Source organism: Shinella sp. GW821-FHT11G07, assembly GCF_058808115.1.
On the sequence record NZ_JBXARJ010000002.1, the window covers coordinates 373,355 to 387,643 of the forward strand.

15 protein-coding genes and 1 tRNA gene are annotated in these 14,289 nt (G+C 61.2%); 6 read left to right on the top strand and 10 right to left on the bottom strand.

Annotation, left to right across the window (positions count from 1 at the left end):
* Positions 1-269: 269 nt before the first annotated feature.
* The 7 genes from AC1RT2_RS05255 to AC1RT2_RS05285 all read right to left on the bottom strand — a co-directional run bounded on the left by AC1RT2_RS05255 (position 270) and on the right by AC1RT2_RS05285 (position 5,679).
* Positions 270-887 (bottom strand): hypothetical protein, encoded by a 618-nt coding sequence (locus tag AC1RT2_RS05255; protein ID WP_493100060.1) that lies wholly within the window; start codon positions 885-887, stop codon positions 270-272.
* A gap of 337 nt (positions 888-1,224) precedes the next feature.
* Positions 1,225-1,309 (bottom strand) — tRNA-Leu (locus AC1RT2_RS05260).
* 59 nt (positions 1,310-1,368) lie between these two features.
* Positions 1,369-1,674 (bottom strand): hypothetical protein, encoded by a 306-nt coding sequence (locus AC1RT2_RS05265; RefSeq protein ID WP_069058589.1) that lies wholly within the window; start codon positions 1,672-1,674, stop codon positions 1,369-1,371.
* A 116-nt stretch (positions 1,675-1,790) separates the two neighbouring features.
* A complete protein-coding gene (locus tag AC1RT2_RS05270) occupies positions 1,791-2,798 on the bottom strand; it encodes an inorganic phosphate transporter (RefSeq protein WP_493100062.1) in 1,008 nt (335 codons plus the stop codon).
* Entirely contained in the window at positions 2,798-3,442 is a 645-nt protein-coding gene (locus tag AC1RT2_RS05275) for a DUF47 family protein (protein ID WP_493100064.1), read from the bottom strand. Before AC1RT2_RS05275 ends, AC1RT2_RS05270 begins: the two co-directional genes overlap by 1 nt.
* A 123-nt stretch (positions 3,443-3,565) precedes the next feature.
* Positions 3,566-4,144 (bottom strand): hypothetical protein, encoded by a 579-nt coding sequence (locus AC1RT2_RS05280; RefSeq protein ID WP_150129875.1) that lies wholly within the window; start codon positions 4,142-4,144, stop codon positions 3,566-3,568.
* Positions 4,145-4,224: 80 nt separating this feature from the next.
* Complete coding sequence (locus tag AC1RT2_RS05285) at positions 4,225-5,679, bottom strand: TrkH family potassium uptake protein (RefSeq protein WP_493100066.1); 1,455 nt, start codon at positions 5,677-5,679, stop codon at positions 4,225-4,227.
* 206 nt (positions 5,680-5,885) lie between these two features.
* On the opposite strand from AC1RT2_RS05285, the gene ilvA reads away from it, so the two are divergent.
* From ilvA to AC1RT2_RS05310, 5 genes are all read left to right on the top strand, one after another.
* Complete coding sequence (gene ilvA / locus AC1RT2_RS05290; RefSeq protein ID WP_493100068.1) at positions 5,886-7,130, top strand: threonine ammonia-lyase; 1,245 nt, start codon at positions 5,886-5,888, stop codon at positions 7,128-7,130.
* A gap of 61 nt (positions 7,131-7,191) precedes the next feature.
* Positions 7,192-7,506 (top strand): HlyU family transcriptional regulator, encoded by a 315-nt coding sequence (locus AC1RT2_RS05295; protein WP_493100070.1) that lies wholly within the window; start codon positions 7,192-7,194, stop codon positions 7,504-7,506.
* Between the two features lie 155 nt (positions 7,507-7,661).
* Positions 7,662-8,912, top strand: a complete 1,251-nt coding sequence (locus tag AC1RT2_RS05300) for a GGDEF domain-containing protein (protein ID WP_493100390.1) — start codon at positions 7,662-7,664, stop codon at positions 8,910-8,912.
* A 429-nt stretch (positions 8,913-9,341) separates the two neighbouring features.
* A complete protein-coding gene (ppk2, locus tag AC1RT2_RS05305; RefSeq protein ID WP_069058595.1) occupies positions 9,342-10,250 on the top strand; it encodes a polyphosphate kinase 2 in 909 nt (302 codons plus the stop codon).
* Positions 10,247-11,272: a CorA family divalent cation transporter gene (locus AC1RT2_RS05310; RefSeq protein ID WP_493100073.1), complete on the top strand. Its 1,026-nt coding sequence runs from the start codon at positions 10,247-10,249 to the stop codon at positions 11,270-11,272. Before ppk2 ends, AC1RT2_RS05310 begins: the two co-directional genes overlap by 4 nt.
* 46 nt (positions 11,273-11,318) lie before the next feature.
* On the opposite strand, the gene AC1RT2_RS05315 is transcribed toward AC1RT2_RS05310, so the two are convergent.
* Positions 11,319-11,780 carry an Lrp/AsnC family transcriptional regulator gene (locus AC1RT2_RS05315; RefSeq protein WP_069058597.1) on the bottom strand — a complete coding sequence of 154 codons (462 nt, stop codon included), beginning with the start codon at positions 11,778-11,780 and terminating at the stop codon, positions 11,319-11,321.
* Positions 11,781-11,944: 164 nt separating this feature from the next.
* Here AC1RT2_RS05315 and ald point away from each other — a divergent pair, with 164 nt between their 5' ends.
* Positions 11,945-13,063 (top strand): alanine dehydrogenase, encoded by a 1,119-nt coding sequence (gene ald, locus AC1RT2_RS05320; protein WP_069058598.1) that lies wholly within the window; start codon positions 11,945-11,947, stop codon positions 13,061-13,063.
* 48 nt (positions 13,064-13,111) lie between these two features.
* Here ald and AC1RT2_RS05325 read toward each other — a convergent pair whose 3' ends face one another.
* Positions 13,112-13,579: a DUF1203 domain-containing protein gene (locus tag AC1RT2_RS05325; RefSeq protein ID WP_493100076.1), complete on the bottom strand. Its 468-nt coding sequence runs from the start codon at positions 13,577-13,579 to the stop codon at positions 13,112-13,114.
* 124 nt (positions 13,580-13,703) lie between these two features.
* A complete protein-coding gene (locus AC1RT2_RS05330) occupies positions 13,704-14,264 on the bottom strand; it encodes an OmpA family protein (protein WP_493100078.1) in 561 nt (186 codons plus the stop codon).
* Between the last annotated feature and the right edge of the window lie 25 nt (positions 14,265-14,289).

Genomic DNA, 14,289 nt, shown 5'->3' on the forward strand with positions numbered 1-14,289 from the left:
GAGGGTGCGGCCACCGTCAGGGGCCGCACCCTTTTTGTTGTTCACAGGTCTGAAGAGGTGGCGGGCGGAGCCGACGCCTACGCTGGCCGGCAAGAATCCAGAAAAGCGGGCTAAGACCACCAAGAGGAAGGGAAAGCTGGTGGATGGTGCGAGATGCGCAATTCGCCGAGGTTTTTCTGAGTATCCAAATTAAAATGCTCCCACACTGGAGAGCACCTTTGCGATGGCGGTACCGTGCGGATTGGGCCGCGTGGCATGTCCCTCCGATATCAAGGTGCAGTGCACATCATCGTAGGAACCAAATTCGCGCATGTCTTGCATGACTCGATCGACACACCATGCGTGGAGAAGGCTTTCGTCGGGCTGAGCACGCCAGTATTGCTATCGCGCTGGAAAAACCCTGCGTGACTGCGAGGATCGATGAATACTTCCGTCATATCGAATGGGGTTGGGTATCCATGGCGAATGGCGTAGTCGATCAGCTTTGGTGCTGCGCAGGTAAGAGGCTCGTTGCCATCCCTGCAACTGGCTACCATGTCTTCCGACAATCTTTTCCCACCACGGGTCACAACCGGGCGCTGAACGTCGGGGCATATTATCGTGTTGCCCATGCGCCTTGCCGCAGCCTCGAAGCCGTTTTTGTTGCCATCTTTCGAGCATGCAATCAGAACTTTATGCGATGGTCCTTTCGGCACCAGCGCGCCGACCATGAAACGTCGGTTTTTGGTCGCCCAGTCCGCACTCGCGGTTATCATCAGGTTCGCGATGAAAATCTCTATGTATGCTTTGCTGGCCCCGCTCTCGATGAGGTGCTGGCCAACCCCGTGAACGTTCCTGCAGTTTCGGCAGACACCTGCGCCGTAATGAAGCCTGTTGCCGTATGCCATGGGCAGCTTTATGGTCTGTTGCGGGGGCGTGCGGCTGTTCACCACCGCCTGGCACTTCAAGCACCGATGCGGGCCAACTCCACCGCTCCCAGGACACCAAGCCATTCCGTTTGCGCAAGCCATCTCCCCTCCAAGCTAAATTCTATTGGCCTGGAACGGCCTTGAACCTCTTCCCGTGGATCGATGGCAACGATACCGCGATTCCATGCTTGCGCAAGGGAAAGCGACGCTTAAAACGGGAAACTCTTGCGGGCAGTAGCCGTTAACGAGTGTGATTTTTTTCCTAGTCGAAAATCCTGATTTCTGAGAATTCAGGTCCCCCGCGAGATGCGGGCTATGGTGCGGGCGGCGGGGATCGAACCCGCACAGCCAAGGCCGAGAGATTTTAAGTCTCTTGCGTCTACCAGTTTCGCCACGCCCGCATGGTTTTGCTTTTCGGGGAGTCAGGCCGGCTCGTCAAGACGGCGTTTGTCGGCAGGTCCTATTTTGTCGGCCGCACGAGCGAGATGACTCGCGGCTTTGAGGGCGCGTCAAGCCATTCGATCCACTTGTCCCGCTCTTCAATCGTGTCGAAGAAGCGCCAGAGCTTGAACTCTTCGTCTGTGGTCTCCAGCATCTCGCCGATGGATGCAAGCTCCAGCGGAAGCGTCACTTCGTTGCCGTCGAAGCGTATGAAATAGACCCCTTCGGCCGCGAGACGGACAACCTGGCCGGTGCCGTAACTTCCATCGGGATCGTCGACGGTGAAGTACATTCCGGTCAAAGTGTCAAAAACTTTGTCGTTCATAGGTTTCCAATGCCAGTTCAAAAAAGACGCACGCCTGATTTCATTTAATCGAATGCACCGGTTCGTCAATCGTTCGCTTCTTCCACATTGTTCCCCAACGCGGAGCCGCGATACGCTCAGCCCGAGAAAACGCTGAGCGTCAGATAGAACAGCGCCGAAATCGCTGCTGCCGAGGGCAGCGTCACGATCCAGGCGATGACGATGTTGCCGGCGATCCCCCAGCGCACCGCCGTGACGCGACGGGCGGCACCCACGCCGATGATGGCGCCGGTGATCGTATGCGTCGTCGAGACGGGGATGCCGAGCCAGGTGGCGGCGAAGAGGGTGATGGCACCGCCGGTTTCGGCGCAAAAACCCTGCATCGGGTTGAGGCGGGTGATCTTCGAACCCATCGTGTGCACGATGCGCCAGCCGCCCATCAAGGTGCCGAGCGCCATCGCCGCCTGGCAGGTGATGACCACCCAGAATGGCACGTAGAATTCGCCTCCGAGATAGCCCTGCGAATAGAGCAGTACCGCGATGATGCCCATCGTCTTCTGCGCGTCGTTGCCGCCATGGCCGAGCGAATAGAGCGAAGCGGAGATGAACTGCATGACGCGAAACGTGCGGTCGACGGCAAACGGTGTCTGGCGCACGAAAAGCCAGGAGACGATCAAGACGAGGACCAGCGCCAGGAGGAAGCCGATGGCGGGCGACAGAAAGATGGCGCTCGCCGTCTTAATGAGGCCGCTCCAGACGACGGCGTCGAAACCGGTCTTGGCAAGGCCAGCACCAACGAGGCCGCCGATGAGGGCGTGCGACGAAGACGATGGGATGCCGAAGATCCAGGTGACGACGTTCCAGATGATCGCGCCCATCAGGGCTGCGAAGATGACGAGCGGGCTGACAATGCCGGGATCGATGATGCCCTTGCCGAGGGTTTCGGCGACGTGCAGGCCGAAGAACAGGAAGGCGATGAAATTGAAGAACGCCGCCCACATGACGGCATATTGCGGGCGCAGCACGCGCGTCGAGACGATCGTGGCGATGGAATTTGCCGCGTCGTGCAGGCCGTTCAGGAAATCGAAGAGCAGCGCGATGCCGACGAGGCCGACCAGCAGCGGAAAGGCGAGGGTAGCGTCCATCAGACGTTCTCGATCACGATACCGCTGATCTCGTTCGCCACGTCCTCGAAGCGGTCGACGACCTTTTCCAGTTCGCCGTAGATCTCGCTGCCGATGATGTAGGCCATCGGGTCGGACTTGCCGTATTGCTTGAAAAGGTTCTTCAGGCCCTGGTCGTGCAGTTCGTCGGAGCGACCCTCGACGCGGGTGACTTCCTCGGCGATGGCGCTGAGGCGGCCGGCATGCACGCCGACCTTGTCGAGCAGCGGGATGGCCTCGGCGATGAGATGGGCTGCCTTGACGACGACGTCGCCCATTTCCTGCATGCCGGGCTCAAAGCTGGTCTGCTCGTAGAGGCGGATGGTTTTCACCGTCTTGTGCATCATGTCGATGGCATCGTCCATCGACTGGATCAGGTCCTTGATGTCACCGCGGTCGAAGGGGGTGATGAAGCTGCGGCGCACGGCGAGCAGCACTTCACGGGTGATGTCGTCGGCCTGGTCTTCCAGCGCGATGATACGGTCGCAGTGTTTTTCCATGTGGGGGCCGCCGGCGAGCACCTGCTGGAGGGCTTCGGCAGCGCCGACGACGGTGCGGGAATGCTGTTCGAAATAATCGAAGAAGCGATCTTCACGCGGCATAAGTTTGCGAAACAGCGAGAGCATGGATGCCCCTTACATGGCTGGGGTTGTCATGCGGCTGTCATAATTGACCGTCAACGCGCTGGAAAGCGCCGATTCCGGCTTGTCACAATTCTCTGCCGGCCTGTGGATAAGCCTGAAAACGGATCACGGCACGATCTTGAACGGCTGCTCGCTGACGGCAACGGCACCGCTTGCTGCATCGCGGAAACGATAGCGAAGAACGTAGTCGCCGGGTGGCGGACTGGTGAGGTTCAACGTCAGCTTGGCGAAGACTTCCTGGTTGCGCACGCTGCCCTTGAAGTCGAACGAGCCGAAGGCTTTCTGCTCGGCAAGCTTTGTGCCCTTGGGGTCGAGCAGTTCGAGATCGACGGTGAAGTGCGATTCCAGCAGACCGCCATCGGCGGATCGCCAGGTGAGGCCGACCGGCTCGACATAGGAGATCAGCGCCTCGCCAGGTTTGAAGCTCGCTTCCGGCCGCGCCGTGTACATTCCGTAGCCTTCCGGGGGCGCAGAGACGAAGACGGATTTGCCGATTGAAAAGGGCAGGGTGGCGGCGAAGGCGCCGTAAGCGTCGCGGATCGTGTTGTGCGCGCCGACCGTATCGCCGGCGGCGGCCTGTTCCTCCGCCTTTTTTGCCGCATCCTGAAGCGGACCGGCAAAGGCCAGCGTGGGCAGAAGCGCGCCGATAAAGCTCAGACGCAACAGGGACTTCGACACAAACATTCAGTCTTCCTCCAGCCGGATGGCGGCAGGATGCGAATTAGCGTGGCAACAGTCAAGAACGCCTGATGGCAAGTGCTAAATCAGCTCTTCCAGAACAGCGGTGTCAGGATCACGAGAACGGTGAGGATTTCGAGACGGCCAAGTAGCATGAGGAAGGAGAGGAGATAGAGCGCTGCATCGTGGAAGCCAGCGAATGAGCCGGCCGGACCGATCGCCTGGGTGACGCCGGGGCCGACATTGGAGAGCGAAGTGGCGGATGCCGAAATCGCCGTCAGCACATCATAGCCCATCAGGCCGAGCAGGATGGCGCCGATGGCGGAAATCGCCACATAGGTGATGAAGAACAGGAAGACGCCGCGCTGGAGATCGATATCGACGGTCATCGTCCCGTAGCGCACGGCATGAATGCCGTCTGGATAGATCAGGCGGTAGAGTCCCGTTCGGATGAAGTTGAACAGGATGATCAGGCGGTAGGCCTTGAGGCCGCCGGCGGTTGATCCCGAACAGCCGCCCATGAAGGTCGCGACGAAGGCGAGCGCCACGATGAAATGGCCCCATTGCGTATAGTCGTCGCTGGCAAAGCCGGTCGTCGAAAGGATCGACGATACTGTGAAGAAGGAATGTGCCAGGGCCTCGCGGAAATCGACGCCGTTTTCAAGTCGCTGGAAGACGCTGGCTGCCACGGAGAAAAGCACGAGATAGCCCAGAAACACGCGGATCTGTGGATCACGCCACGCATCGACGCGGCCGCGCACGACGATGAGGATCAGCACCGAGAAGGGCAGGCTGGAGAGCGTCATGAAGAAGGTGGCGGCCCAGAGCAGCGGCAGGCTTTTGAAATAGCCGAAGGAGGCGTCATGTGTCGAAAGTCCGCCCGTCGCGACGGTGGACATGGCATGGTTCAGCGCGTCGAAGCGGCTCATGCCGAGGGCTGCATAGGTAATAGCGCAGATCAGTGTGATCGCCACGTAGATGGCGAGGAACGCACGGGTGTAGCTAGCGATGCGGGCGAAGGGCTTGTCGGCGGTGTCGGATGATTCGAGCTTGAAGAAGGACATGCCGCCAACGCGCAGATACGGCATGATGAACAGCCCAAGCGCGAGAATCCCGATGCCGCCGAGCCAGTGCAGCAGCGAGCGCCACATCAGGATGCCGGGCGGCGCGTCGTCGAGGCCGACAATGACGGTCGAGCCTGTCGTGCTGATCGCCGAGACCGATTCGAAAAACGCCTGCGCGAACGTCAACTTCATCGAGGACAGCCAGAGTGGCATCGCGCCGATGAAACTCGCGCTCAGCCAGAGCATGTTGACGACGAGGAAGCCCATGCGCTTGTTGAAGGGCGGCGGGCCGGCGCGGGTCGCTGCGGCCGTGGCGAGCGACAGGCCGCCGGTCATGAAGGCGGAGAGAAAGAAGACTTCCGAATCGGGATGGCCGTAATAAACGTCGATAAACGCCGGGATGAGCATCGCCACGGAGAGATAGATGCCGCTGATGGCGGCGATATTGATGGCGGACCGGAAGATGGTGGCGTTCAACGAAAATCGTCCTGCGTGCCGGCCACCGCATCACTGATGCGGTATATTCAAAAATTCTACAGCGCTCTTTGCACGTCATGGATGACGTGCGGTACTGTAGGCTCAGTCAAGTCTCGAAAGGCCGCGCGGCCGGGACGGGTGGTGTCTGTCGCTGCGATATGCAATAGCCTTTGCATTGTACAAACTCAAGGATGGCATCGAACGGCATGAAACCGGACGTCGACGCAGCCCGTGACGCATTGCGCGGGCTTTTTCCCGAAACACCTCTTCAGCTCAATGAACACCTCTCCGCCCGCTATGGCGCGGATATTTACCTGAAGCGCGAGGATCTCTCGCCGGTGCGTTCCTACAAGATCAGGGGCGCGTTCAATTTCTTCCGCAAGGTTTTGGCGAAAGAGGACGGCGCCCGCAGCTTCGTCTGCGCGTCCGCCGGCAACCATGCTCAGGGCTTCGCCTTCGTCTGCCGCCATTTCGGCGTGCCGGGCGTGGTCTTCATGCCGGTGACGACGCCGCAGCAGAAGATCGACAAGACGCGCATTTTCGGCGGCGAGTTCGTGACGATCAAGCTCGTCGGCGACTTCTTCGACCAGTGCTACAAGGCGGCCCGCGACCATGCTGCGGAGACTGGCGCGCTGATGGTGCCGCCGTTCGACCATGAGGATATCATCGAGGGGCAGGCGACGGTGGCGGCGGAAATCGTCGAGCAGCTCGGCGACAAATTGCCGGATCTCGTGGTGCTCCCCGTCGGTGGTGGCGGGCTTGCCTCAGGGGTTACCGGCTATCTTGCCGACACGCTCGGTCCCTCCAGTTTCCTGTTCTGCGAACCTGCCGGAGCACCGAGCCTCAAGCGCAGCCTGGAAAGCGGCGCCGTGGTGACGCTAGACCAAGTGGATAATTTTGTCGACGGTGCCGCTGTCGGGCAGATCGGCGCGCTCAATTTCGCGGCGCTCAGCCAGTTTTCCGCTGATCAGGTCATGCTGCTCTCTGAAAACGCGATCTGCGTGACGATGATCGACATGCTGAATGTCGAGGGCGTGGTGCTGGAGCCGGCCGGCGCGCTGTCGCTGACGGCGCTCGACGCGCTCGGCCGCGAGGCGCTGGAAGGCAAGACGGTGGTGGCCGTCGTCTCCGGCGGCAATTTCGATTTCGAGCGCCTGCCGGACGTCAAGGAACGCGCCATGCGGCATGCGGGCTTGAAGAAATACTTCATCCTGCGGCTTGCCCAGCGCCCCGGCGCCCTGAAGGACTTCCTCAATATGCTCGGCCCGGACGACGACATCGCCCGCTTCGAATACCTGAAGAAATCCGCCCGCAACTTCGGCTCGATCCTCATCGGCATCGAGACAAAGGCGCCGGAGAACTTTGCGGTTCTCAAGAAAGCCTTCGACAGTGCGGGCATGCGCTATCAGGACATCACCGAGAACGAAATTCTCGCAAACCTCATCATCTAGGGAGAGCCGGGCTGCGCGCTCTCCTCTTGGAGGGCGCAGCGGCCTGTGTTAGCAATTGGCCATGGCATCGTTCTTTTCAAAACTCTTCGGTCGCGGCAGCGGCCCGGCAACTCCGGCGAAAATCGCTGAGGAAACCGAGGCCTACAACGACCTTACGCTCGTCGCAGCTCCCATTCCGGAGGGCGGCCAGTATCGCCTTGCCGGGCGGATCGAAAAGCGGGATGGCGACCGGGTGTGGACCCGTTCCTTCATCCGCGCCGATCTCTTTTCCTCGCGGGACGACACGGTTGCCTCGACCTTCCGCAAGGCCAAGCAGATTGCCGACCAGCATGGCGCGTCGCTTTTCAGCGACGGCGTGGACAGCCGGCAGGTTTGAGACAGCGCGAAGCGGAATGCGCTTCGCATTGTGAAAAGTCATACAAACAGCATGAAGGCGCTGGAGAACCGGCGCATTTGCCTGTATCCGCAGGAAACGACTTGTTGCGACCGTGCCGGTGCTGTTAGCTGCCGGCACGAAGAATCTGCGGACCGATCATGGGTACTGAAAATCTGATCCTGCTTCTCATCGAGGCCGGGTTCTATTTTGTCTTCATGGTGGGCATCCTGCATCTTCGCCATCAGTTGGGCATCGGCGTTTTCGTCGCCGCGCTCGGGGTGATGCACTTCCTCGAGACTTACTTGGCGGCCGTCTTCTACGTTGAATTGCCCTTCGGGATCATTTCGCCGGGTTCTTCCGTGCTTTTTTCCGGCAAGCTGATGATGATCCTTCTCCTTTACGTGAAGGAGGATGCGGCCGTCGTTCGGGCGCCGATCTACGGCCTGCTTGCCGGCAACTTTCTGACGGTGGGCCTCGGTTTCCTTCTGCGGCATCACCAGACCGTCAGCGCCGTGCCCGGTCGCCTTGCCGACCTCGCCTTCATCGACGAGATGGGCTGGCTGATGCTCTGGGGCACGACGCTGCTCTATATCGATTCGCTTGCCATCATCCTGCTCTACGAACGGCTCGGCCGGGTCTTCAAGCACAGCACGGCCATGCGCTTCTTCGTTTCCGGGGTCGTTGTTCTGACCTTCGACCAGATCGGCTTCTTTGCCGCCCTGCATTTCCTGAATGGTGCGCCGATCGAAGTCTTCTGGGGTGGCTGGCTTGCCAAGATGATGGCGGCCTGCGCCTATGCCGTGCTGATCACGATCTATCTCTCCTATTCGCGCATCTCGGCCATTCCGGTCTCGCCGCGGCCGATTTCGGATATTTTTGCCGATCTCACCTTCCGGGAGCGCTACGAGGATCTGCTCGACCGGTCCGGTAGGGACGCGCTGACCGGCGTCTACGATCGCAGCCGTCTGGAGTTCGAAGCGCCACGCATGCTTTCGGCAATGCTGGTGGACGGCAAGCCGCTGGCCCTGATGATCATCGATGCCGACCACTTCAAGGACGTCAACGACCGTTTCGGGCATCTGGCCGGCGATGGTGTGCTCAGGGATATCGCCGCCTGCCTGCAACGGACGGTGCGCGGCAACGACAAGGTCTTCCGCTTCGGCGGCGAGGAATTCGTGGTGATCTGCGAGAACATACCCCCCGATGTCGGCGCTGAACGAGCCGAGGCGTTGCGCCGCGCCGTGGAGACGGAAATCCACCGGCCAGACGGTGCCCCGGTGACGGTCAGCATCGGCATTGCCAACAGCTACAATGACGGCACGACGCTGAATGCGCTGCTTTCGACGGCTGACGCCCGGCTCTATGCCGCCAAGAATGCCGGCCGTAACCGCGTGATTTTCAGCTAGCCCCTCGGCTGCTGTTCGGATTTCACTCTCGAACCTCAAGACGGCAAATGGCTTTCGCCGCCCGCTCCCAAAACGCGATCTAGATTCGAGCCGTCACAAAAGGTTCATGCGCGCTTCCTATACGAATCCAGGGACAGTCCGGGCAATCTAGCAGGCAGTCGATGAGGAGTGGTGCAATGCGAGAGGCTGCCCGAAGCGACCTCGCCGCCGTTGGGGCCATCCTTTGCTGTCGATCGCATCTCCAACGTTTGCGGTCCTCGTCTCGGACATGCCGTTCTTCCCGGCGTACTGGCGCAGTTGTGCTATATTCCCGGCCTCATCCTTCCCTCAATCCCGTGTCAAACTTCCCGATACGCGAGACTGCATTCAACACTCCTGGTGGTTCACCTGCCGCCAGGTAACAATCCTCACCATCGACGGATATAGATCATGTTCGAAGACACCCATCTGAACCGCATAAAGGCCGAAATTGCCGACAGCTTCGACGAAGAGCTGGAAATGCAGATCGAAGAGGAGCGGCTGGACGACCTCGTTGCGGAGGGCATGTCCGAACCCGCACTGCCGACGCTGGAGCGCCGGGTCTATTTTCGGGAGCTGTTCCGCCTCCAGCACGAGCTGGTGAAGCTGCAGGACTGGGTGCAGCACAAGAAGCTCAAGGTGGTCGTGTTGTTCGAGGGACGCGATTCCGCCGGCAAGGGCGGCGCCATCAAGCGCGTGACCCAGCGCCTCAACCCGCGCGTCTGCCGCGTCGTGGCCCTTCCGGCGCCGACCGAGCGCGAGCGCAATCAATGGTATTTTCAGCGCTACGTCTCGCAGCTGCCGACGGCCGGCGAAATGGTGCTGTTCGACCGCTCCTGGTACAACCGGGCGGGCGTCGAGCGCGTCATGGGCTTCTGCACGCCGGACGAGCTGGAAGAATTCTTCCGCTCGGTGCCGGAGTTCGAGCGCATGCTTGTGCGCTCCGGCGTCATACTCATCAAATACTGGTTCTCGATCACCGACGACGAGCAGGAATTCCGTTTCCGCATGCGCATCCATGATCCGCTGAAGCAGTGGAAGCTCTCGCCGATGGATCTGGAAAGCCGGGTGCACTGGGAAGACTACACCAAGGCCAAGGAAGAGATGCTGGCGCGCACTCATATTCCGGAAGCGCCTTGGTGGATCGTCGAGGCCGTCGACAAGAAGCGGGCGCGGCTCAACTGCATCGCCCATCTCCTGGCGCAGGTGCCTTACGAGGATGTGCCGAAGCCCCCGATCGACCTGCCGCAGCGCGTTCGCAACGACAACTATATCCGCCAGCCGCCGCCGGACGAAATGTACGTTCCGGACGTCTATTGACGCTGGGCGTGCATTTGAACCTGCTGGAGCAGTTGGACAGGGAACACCCGCCGGGCCTCGTTGGCGCCTGGCGGGGCACGCCCGACGGATTGGTGAAGCTCATCGCACCGGTGCAGATCGACGAGGCCCTTGCTGCTGAAGACGGCTGGGTCTGGCTGCATGTGGATCTGGTCGATCAACGCATGCAGGGCTGGCTCACCGGTAGATGCACGCTGCCAGTCGCCGCCCGCGCCGTTCTCGACGGACATGATGAAAGCCTGGTTCTCGGCCATGAGGCCGGAACGACGCACGGTGTCGTCGTCGATTTGCAGCAGGACATGGAGCGCACGTCGACCGCGGTCGGCCGGCTGCATTTCGCGGTGACAGACCGGCTTCTCGTCACCGCCCGGCGCCATCCGCTGGCGGCCGTGGACAGGGTGCGGCGATCCTTTGCCGAAGGCTTTTGCCCGGCGACGGCCTACGAGCTTTTCGAAGCGATCGTCGCGGCGTTCTGCAAGAACACCAATCTCCGGCTCAAGGAGGCGGCATCCCTTCTCGATGCGGTGGAGGACCGGCTTGTCACCGAGCGGCTGAGCGATGAGCGCCGCAGCCTCAAGGAAATCAGGCGCCTGGCCGTCTCACTGCACCGGCCCGTTGGCGGAATGGTGGCGCTGTTCGAGGAAGAGGACCGCGACGGCTGGATGCTGTCGGAAACGGCGCACGCCACGCTGCAGCGGCTGTCGATCCGGCTCGAAAGACTGGACCGGGAGATCGTCATGCTCAATGATCGCGCGCGCCTGCTGCAGGAGGAAATGGCGGCGGAACTGGCGGATGAATCCAACCGCAGCCTGAAGGCGATGGCCGTCATGAGCGCCTTGCTGCTACCCGGCACGCTGGTCGTCGGCGTCTTCGGCATGAACACCGCCGGCTTGCCGTTCAGCCACGGCGAATCCGGCTTCGGCTGGGCGGTGATGCTCGGCGTAGCCGCCACCGCGCTGTTCTATTGGCTGTTGCGCCGGGCTGGCGTCAGCCTGCGCTTTTAGAGCAATTCCAGCAAAAGTGCGGAGCGGTTTTGCTTCCGGAATTTCTCTAAATCCCGACATTCGGCCGGTCGATGATTTCGCGTAGCGCGAAACTCGAATTGATCTTCACCACATGGGGCAGGGCCGACAGCCAGTCGCGGTGGATGCGCTCGTAGTCCTCGAGATCCTTGGCGGCGACGCGCAGGATATAGTCGTATTCGCCCGACATCAGGTAGCAGACCAGCACATTGGGGCAGAGCTTCACGGCCGATTCGAACTCGTTGAGCGTTTTGGCAAACTGGCCGGAGAGCGAGATGTGCACGATGGCGATCATCTTGTAATCGAGCGCCTTGGGTGACACGCGGGCGTAATAGCCGTTGATCACGCCGCTCTTCTCGAGAATGTCGAGCCGGCGCGAACAGGCCGACGGTGATAGGCCGACGCGCTCGGCAAGGTCTGCATTAGAGATTCGGCCATTCTGCTGAACCGCCTTCAAGATCGCAGCATCGATTGCATCTCGTTGCGCCATTCGAATATCCTTCGAAATTTCTGCTGATATTCGTTGAATATTCGAAAATCGCGTGTTTCGCAAACCGGCTTTGCAAGGACATTGCACGTCTCCTCTGCTTCCATGGTGCTCCCCGCTGAACGCGGGGCAAAATGAGACGGGAACAGACTGGGAAAGGAACGCGAATGCGTGTCGGTTGTCCGAAGGAAATCAAGAATCACGAATACCGGGTGGGTTTGACGCCAGGGGCCGTGCGTGAATACGTGGCCCACGGTCACGAAGTCATCGTCGAGACCAAGGCCGGTGCCGGTATCGGCGCGGATGATGACAGCTACCGCGCCGCTGGCGCAAAAATTGTTGCCACTGCCGCGGACATCTTCCAGAAGTCCGACATGGTGGTGAAGGTCAAGGAGCCGCAGCCCTCCGAATGGGCGCAGCTGCGCGATGGACAAATTCTCTACACCTATCTGCACCTTGCGCCCGATCCGGAGCAGACCAAGGGCTTGCTCGCCTCCGGCGTGACGGCGATCGCCTATGAGACGGTAACGGACGAACGGGGCGGTCTGCCGCTTCTTGCGCCGATGTCCGAGGTTGCCGGCCGTCTCTCCATCCAGGCGGGTGCCACGGCACTCCAGAAGGCCAATGGCGGCCGCGGCATCCTGCTTGGCGGCGTGCCGGGCGTTCTGCCGGCGAAAGTCGCCATTATTGGTGGCGGCGTTGTGGGCCTGCATGCGGCGAAGATGGCCGCTGGCCTCGGCGCGGATGTTTGCATCCTCGACCGTTCGATCCCACGCCTGCGCCAGCTTGACGATATCTTCGGCGGCCGCATCCACACGCGCTATTCGACGATCGATGCGCTGGAAGAGGAAGTTTTCGCGGCCGATCTCGTCATCGGCGCCGTGCTGATCCCCGGTGCCGCGGCGCCGAAGCTCGTCACCCGCGAAATGCTGTCCGGTATGAAGAAGGGTGCCGTCATCGTCGACGTTGCCATCGACCAGGGCGGCTGCTTCGAGACCTCGCATGCAACGACCCATTCCGACCCGACCTATGAAGTCGATGGCGTGGTGCACTATTGCGTTGCCAACATGCCGGGTGCCGTACCCGTCACCTCCGCCCATGCGCTGAACAACGCGACGCTGCACTACGGCCTACAGCTTGCCGACAAGGGCCTGAAGGCAATCGCCGAGGACCGCCATCTGCGGGCCGGCCTCAACGTGCACAAGGGCCGCGTGACGAACCGGCCGGTTGCTGAGGCGCTCGGCTACGAGTCCTACGCTCCGGAAGCGGTGCTGAACGTCGCCTGATCCATATAGGGACCAAACAGGAAAGGCCCGGAGCGATCCGGGCCTTTTTCATGCGCGTTCGACGCGGCACTGGTAGCAGTTGTTACGCGCGGAGCGGATGTGCAGGTACGCGACATCCTCGCGCGCCAGCAGGCTTGCCGCGTAGTCGGGAATCTCCGCATTCGCAACCACCGCGCCGGTGCCGTAGAGGATGCGGTTTCCTTCGGAATAGCCGCGCACGATGTAGTCGCGACTGGTCAGCATCGGTGGCATGGCGTCTGATGGCTGATGGGCATCACAAGGCTCGGCATGAAGGAAGATCGGTCCGGTTTCCGCGTAAGGCTGGAGCACCGGGAAGGGGCGATGGGCCAGGACGAAGTAGGGTTCTCCCGCACCGACAAGCCGCAGGCAGTGGCGGCAGGGCACCCCGTCGCCGTTGGAGATATGGCGCTCCGGCGTCATGCCATAGGCATCGTTGCCGCCGCTCCAGTAAGCGGTAGCAGTTTCTGTCGGGATGGGCAGGAAGCGGATGGACATGACGCTGACTCCATTTGTCGTGCCGCGACGATCCATCGTTTTGTGGCGCTTCGACACCCGTTTCTTGCCGCCCTAAGCAAAACCGCCGGCACGAAGGCCGGCGGCGAAGGATTGGCTGGCGGGACTACCGCACGAACTCGTCGATGCGGCGGAGCGTGACGCGGCGGTTGCGCCATTCCTCGTTCTGGGTCGGCACCAGCAGGTATTCCTCACCATAGCCGACCGTTTCCAGCGCGCGCGACGGGATGCCGTATTCCTGGACGAGAACCCATTTCAACGATGCGGCGCGACGTTCGGACAGAACCTGGTTGGCGGCGGCGGAGCCGACGGCGTCGGTATGGCCTTCGATCAGGAAGACGGCGCGGCGGCGACGGCTGAGGATCTTCTCCATGGCGCGGGCGATCTGGCGCACCTTGCGATATTCCGAGCGCGGGATGTCAGCCGAGGCGAAGGCGAAGTTGATCGACTGGATATCGATCGACGGCGCGGCGCGGCGCAGGTCCGCCCGGCGCTTGAATTCGCGCACCGTAACGCGTTCGTTCTCCGGCATGCGGCGGGTGGGCGCCGCGTCAAGGCGGCGCAGGATCATGTCTTCGGACGGCGTTTCCTGCGCAAGCGCGAGGCCGGAAAGGGCCGGGGTGGCGAGGGCGGCGGCAAACGCGGTCAGAAAGGCGCGGCGTTGCATGACGATGTTTCCTTCTTGTTTCGTC

Coding starts and splice junctions, on each gene's coding strand:
- ppk2 (WP_069058595.1), top strand. CDS start 9,342: ATGTTCGAAGACACCCATCTGAACCGCATAAAGGCCGAAATTGCCGAC.
- AC1RT2_RS05255 (WP_493100060.1), bottom strand. CDS start 887: ATGGCATACGGCAACAGGCTTCATTACGGCGCAGGTGTCTGCCGAAAC.
- AC1RT2_RS05330 (WP_493100078.1), bottom strand. CDS start 14,264: ATGCAACGCCGCGCCTTTCTGACCGCGTTTGCCGCCGCCCTCGCCACC.
- ald (WP_069058598.1), top strand. CDS start 11,945: ATGCGTGTCGGTTGTCCGAAGGAAATCAAGAATCACGAATACCGGGTG.
- AC1RT2_RS05295 (WP_493100070.1), top strand. CDS start 7,192: ATGGCATCGTTCTTTTCAAAACTCTTCGGTCGCGGCAGCGGCCCGGCA.
- AC1RT2_RS05275 (WP_493100064.1), bottom strand. CDS start 3,442: ATGCTCTCGCTGTTTCGCAAACTTATGCCGCGTGAAGATCGCTTCTTC.
- AC1RT2_RS05270 (WP_493100062.1), bottom strand. CDS start 2,798: ATGGACGCTACCCTCGCCTTTCCGCTGCTGGTCGGCCTCGTCGGCATC.
- AC1RT2_RS05315 (WP_069058597.1), bottom strand. CDS start 11,780: ATGGCGCAACGAGATGCAATCGATGCTGCGATCTTGAAGGCGGTTCAG.
- AC1RT2_RS05280 (WP_150129875.1), bottom strand. CDS start 4,144: ATGTTTGTGTCGAAGTCCCTGTTGCGTCTGAGCTTTATCGGCGCGCTT.
- AC1RT2_RS05325 (WP_493100076.1), bottom strand. CDS start 13,579: ATGTCCATCCGCTTCCTGCCCATCCCGACAGAAACTGCTACCGCTTAC.
- ilvA (WP_493100068.1), top strand. CDS start 5,886: ATGAAACCGGACGTCGACGCAGCCCGTGACGCATTGCGCGGGCTTTTT.
- AC1RT2_RS05265 (WP_069058589.1), bottom strand. CDS start 1,674: ATGAACGACAAAGTTTTTGACACTTTGACCGGAATGTACTTCACCGTC.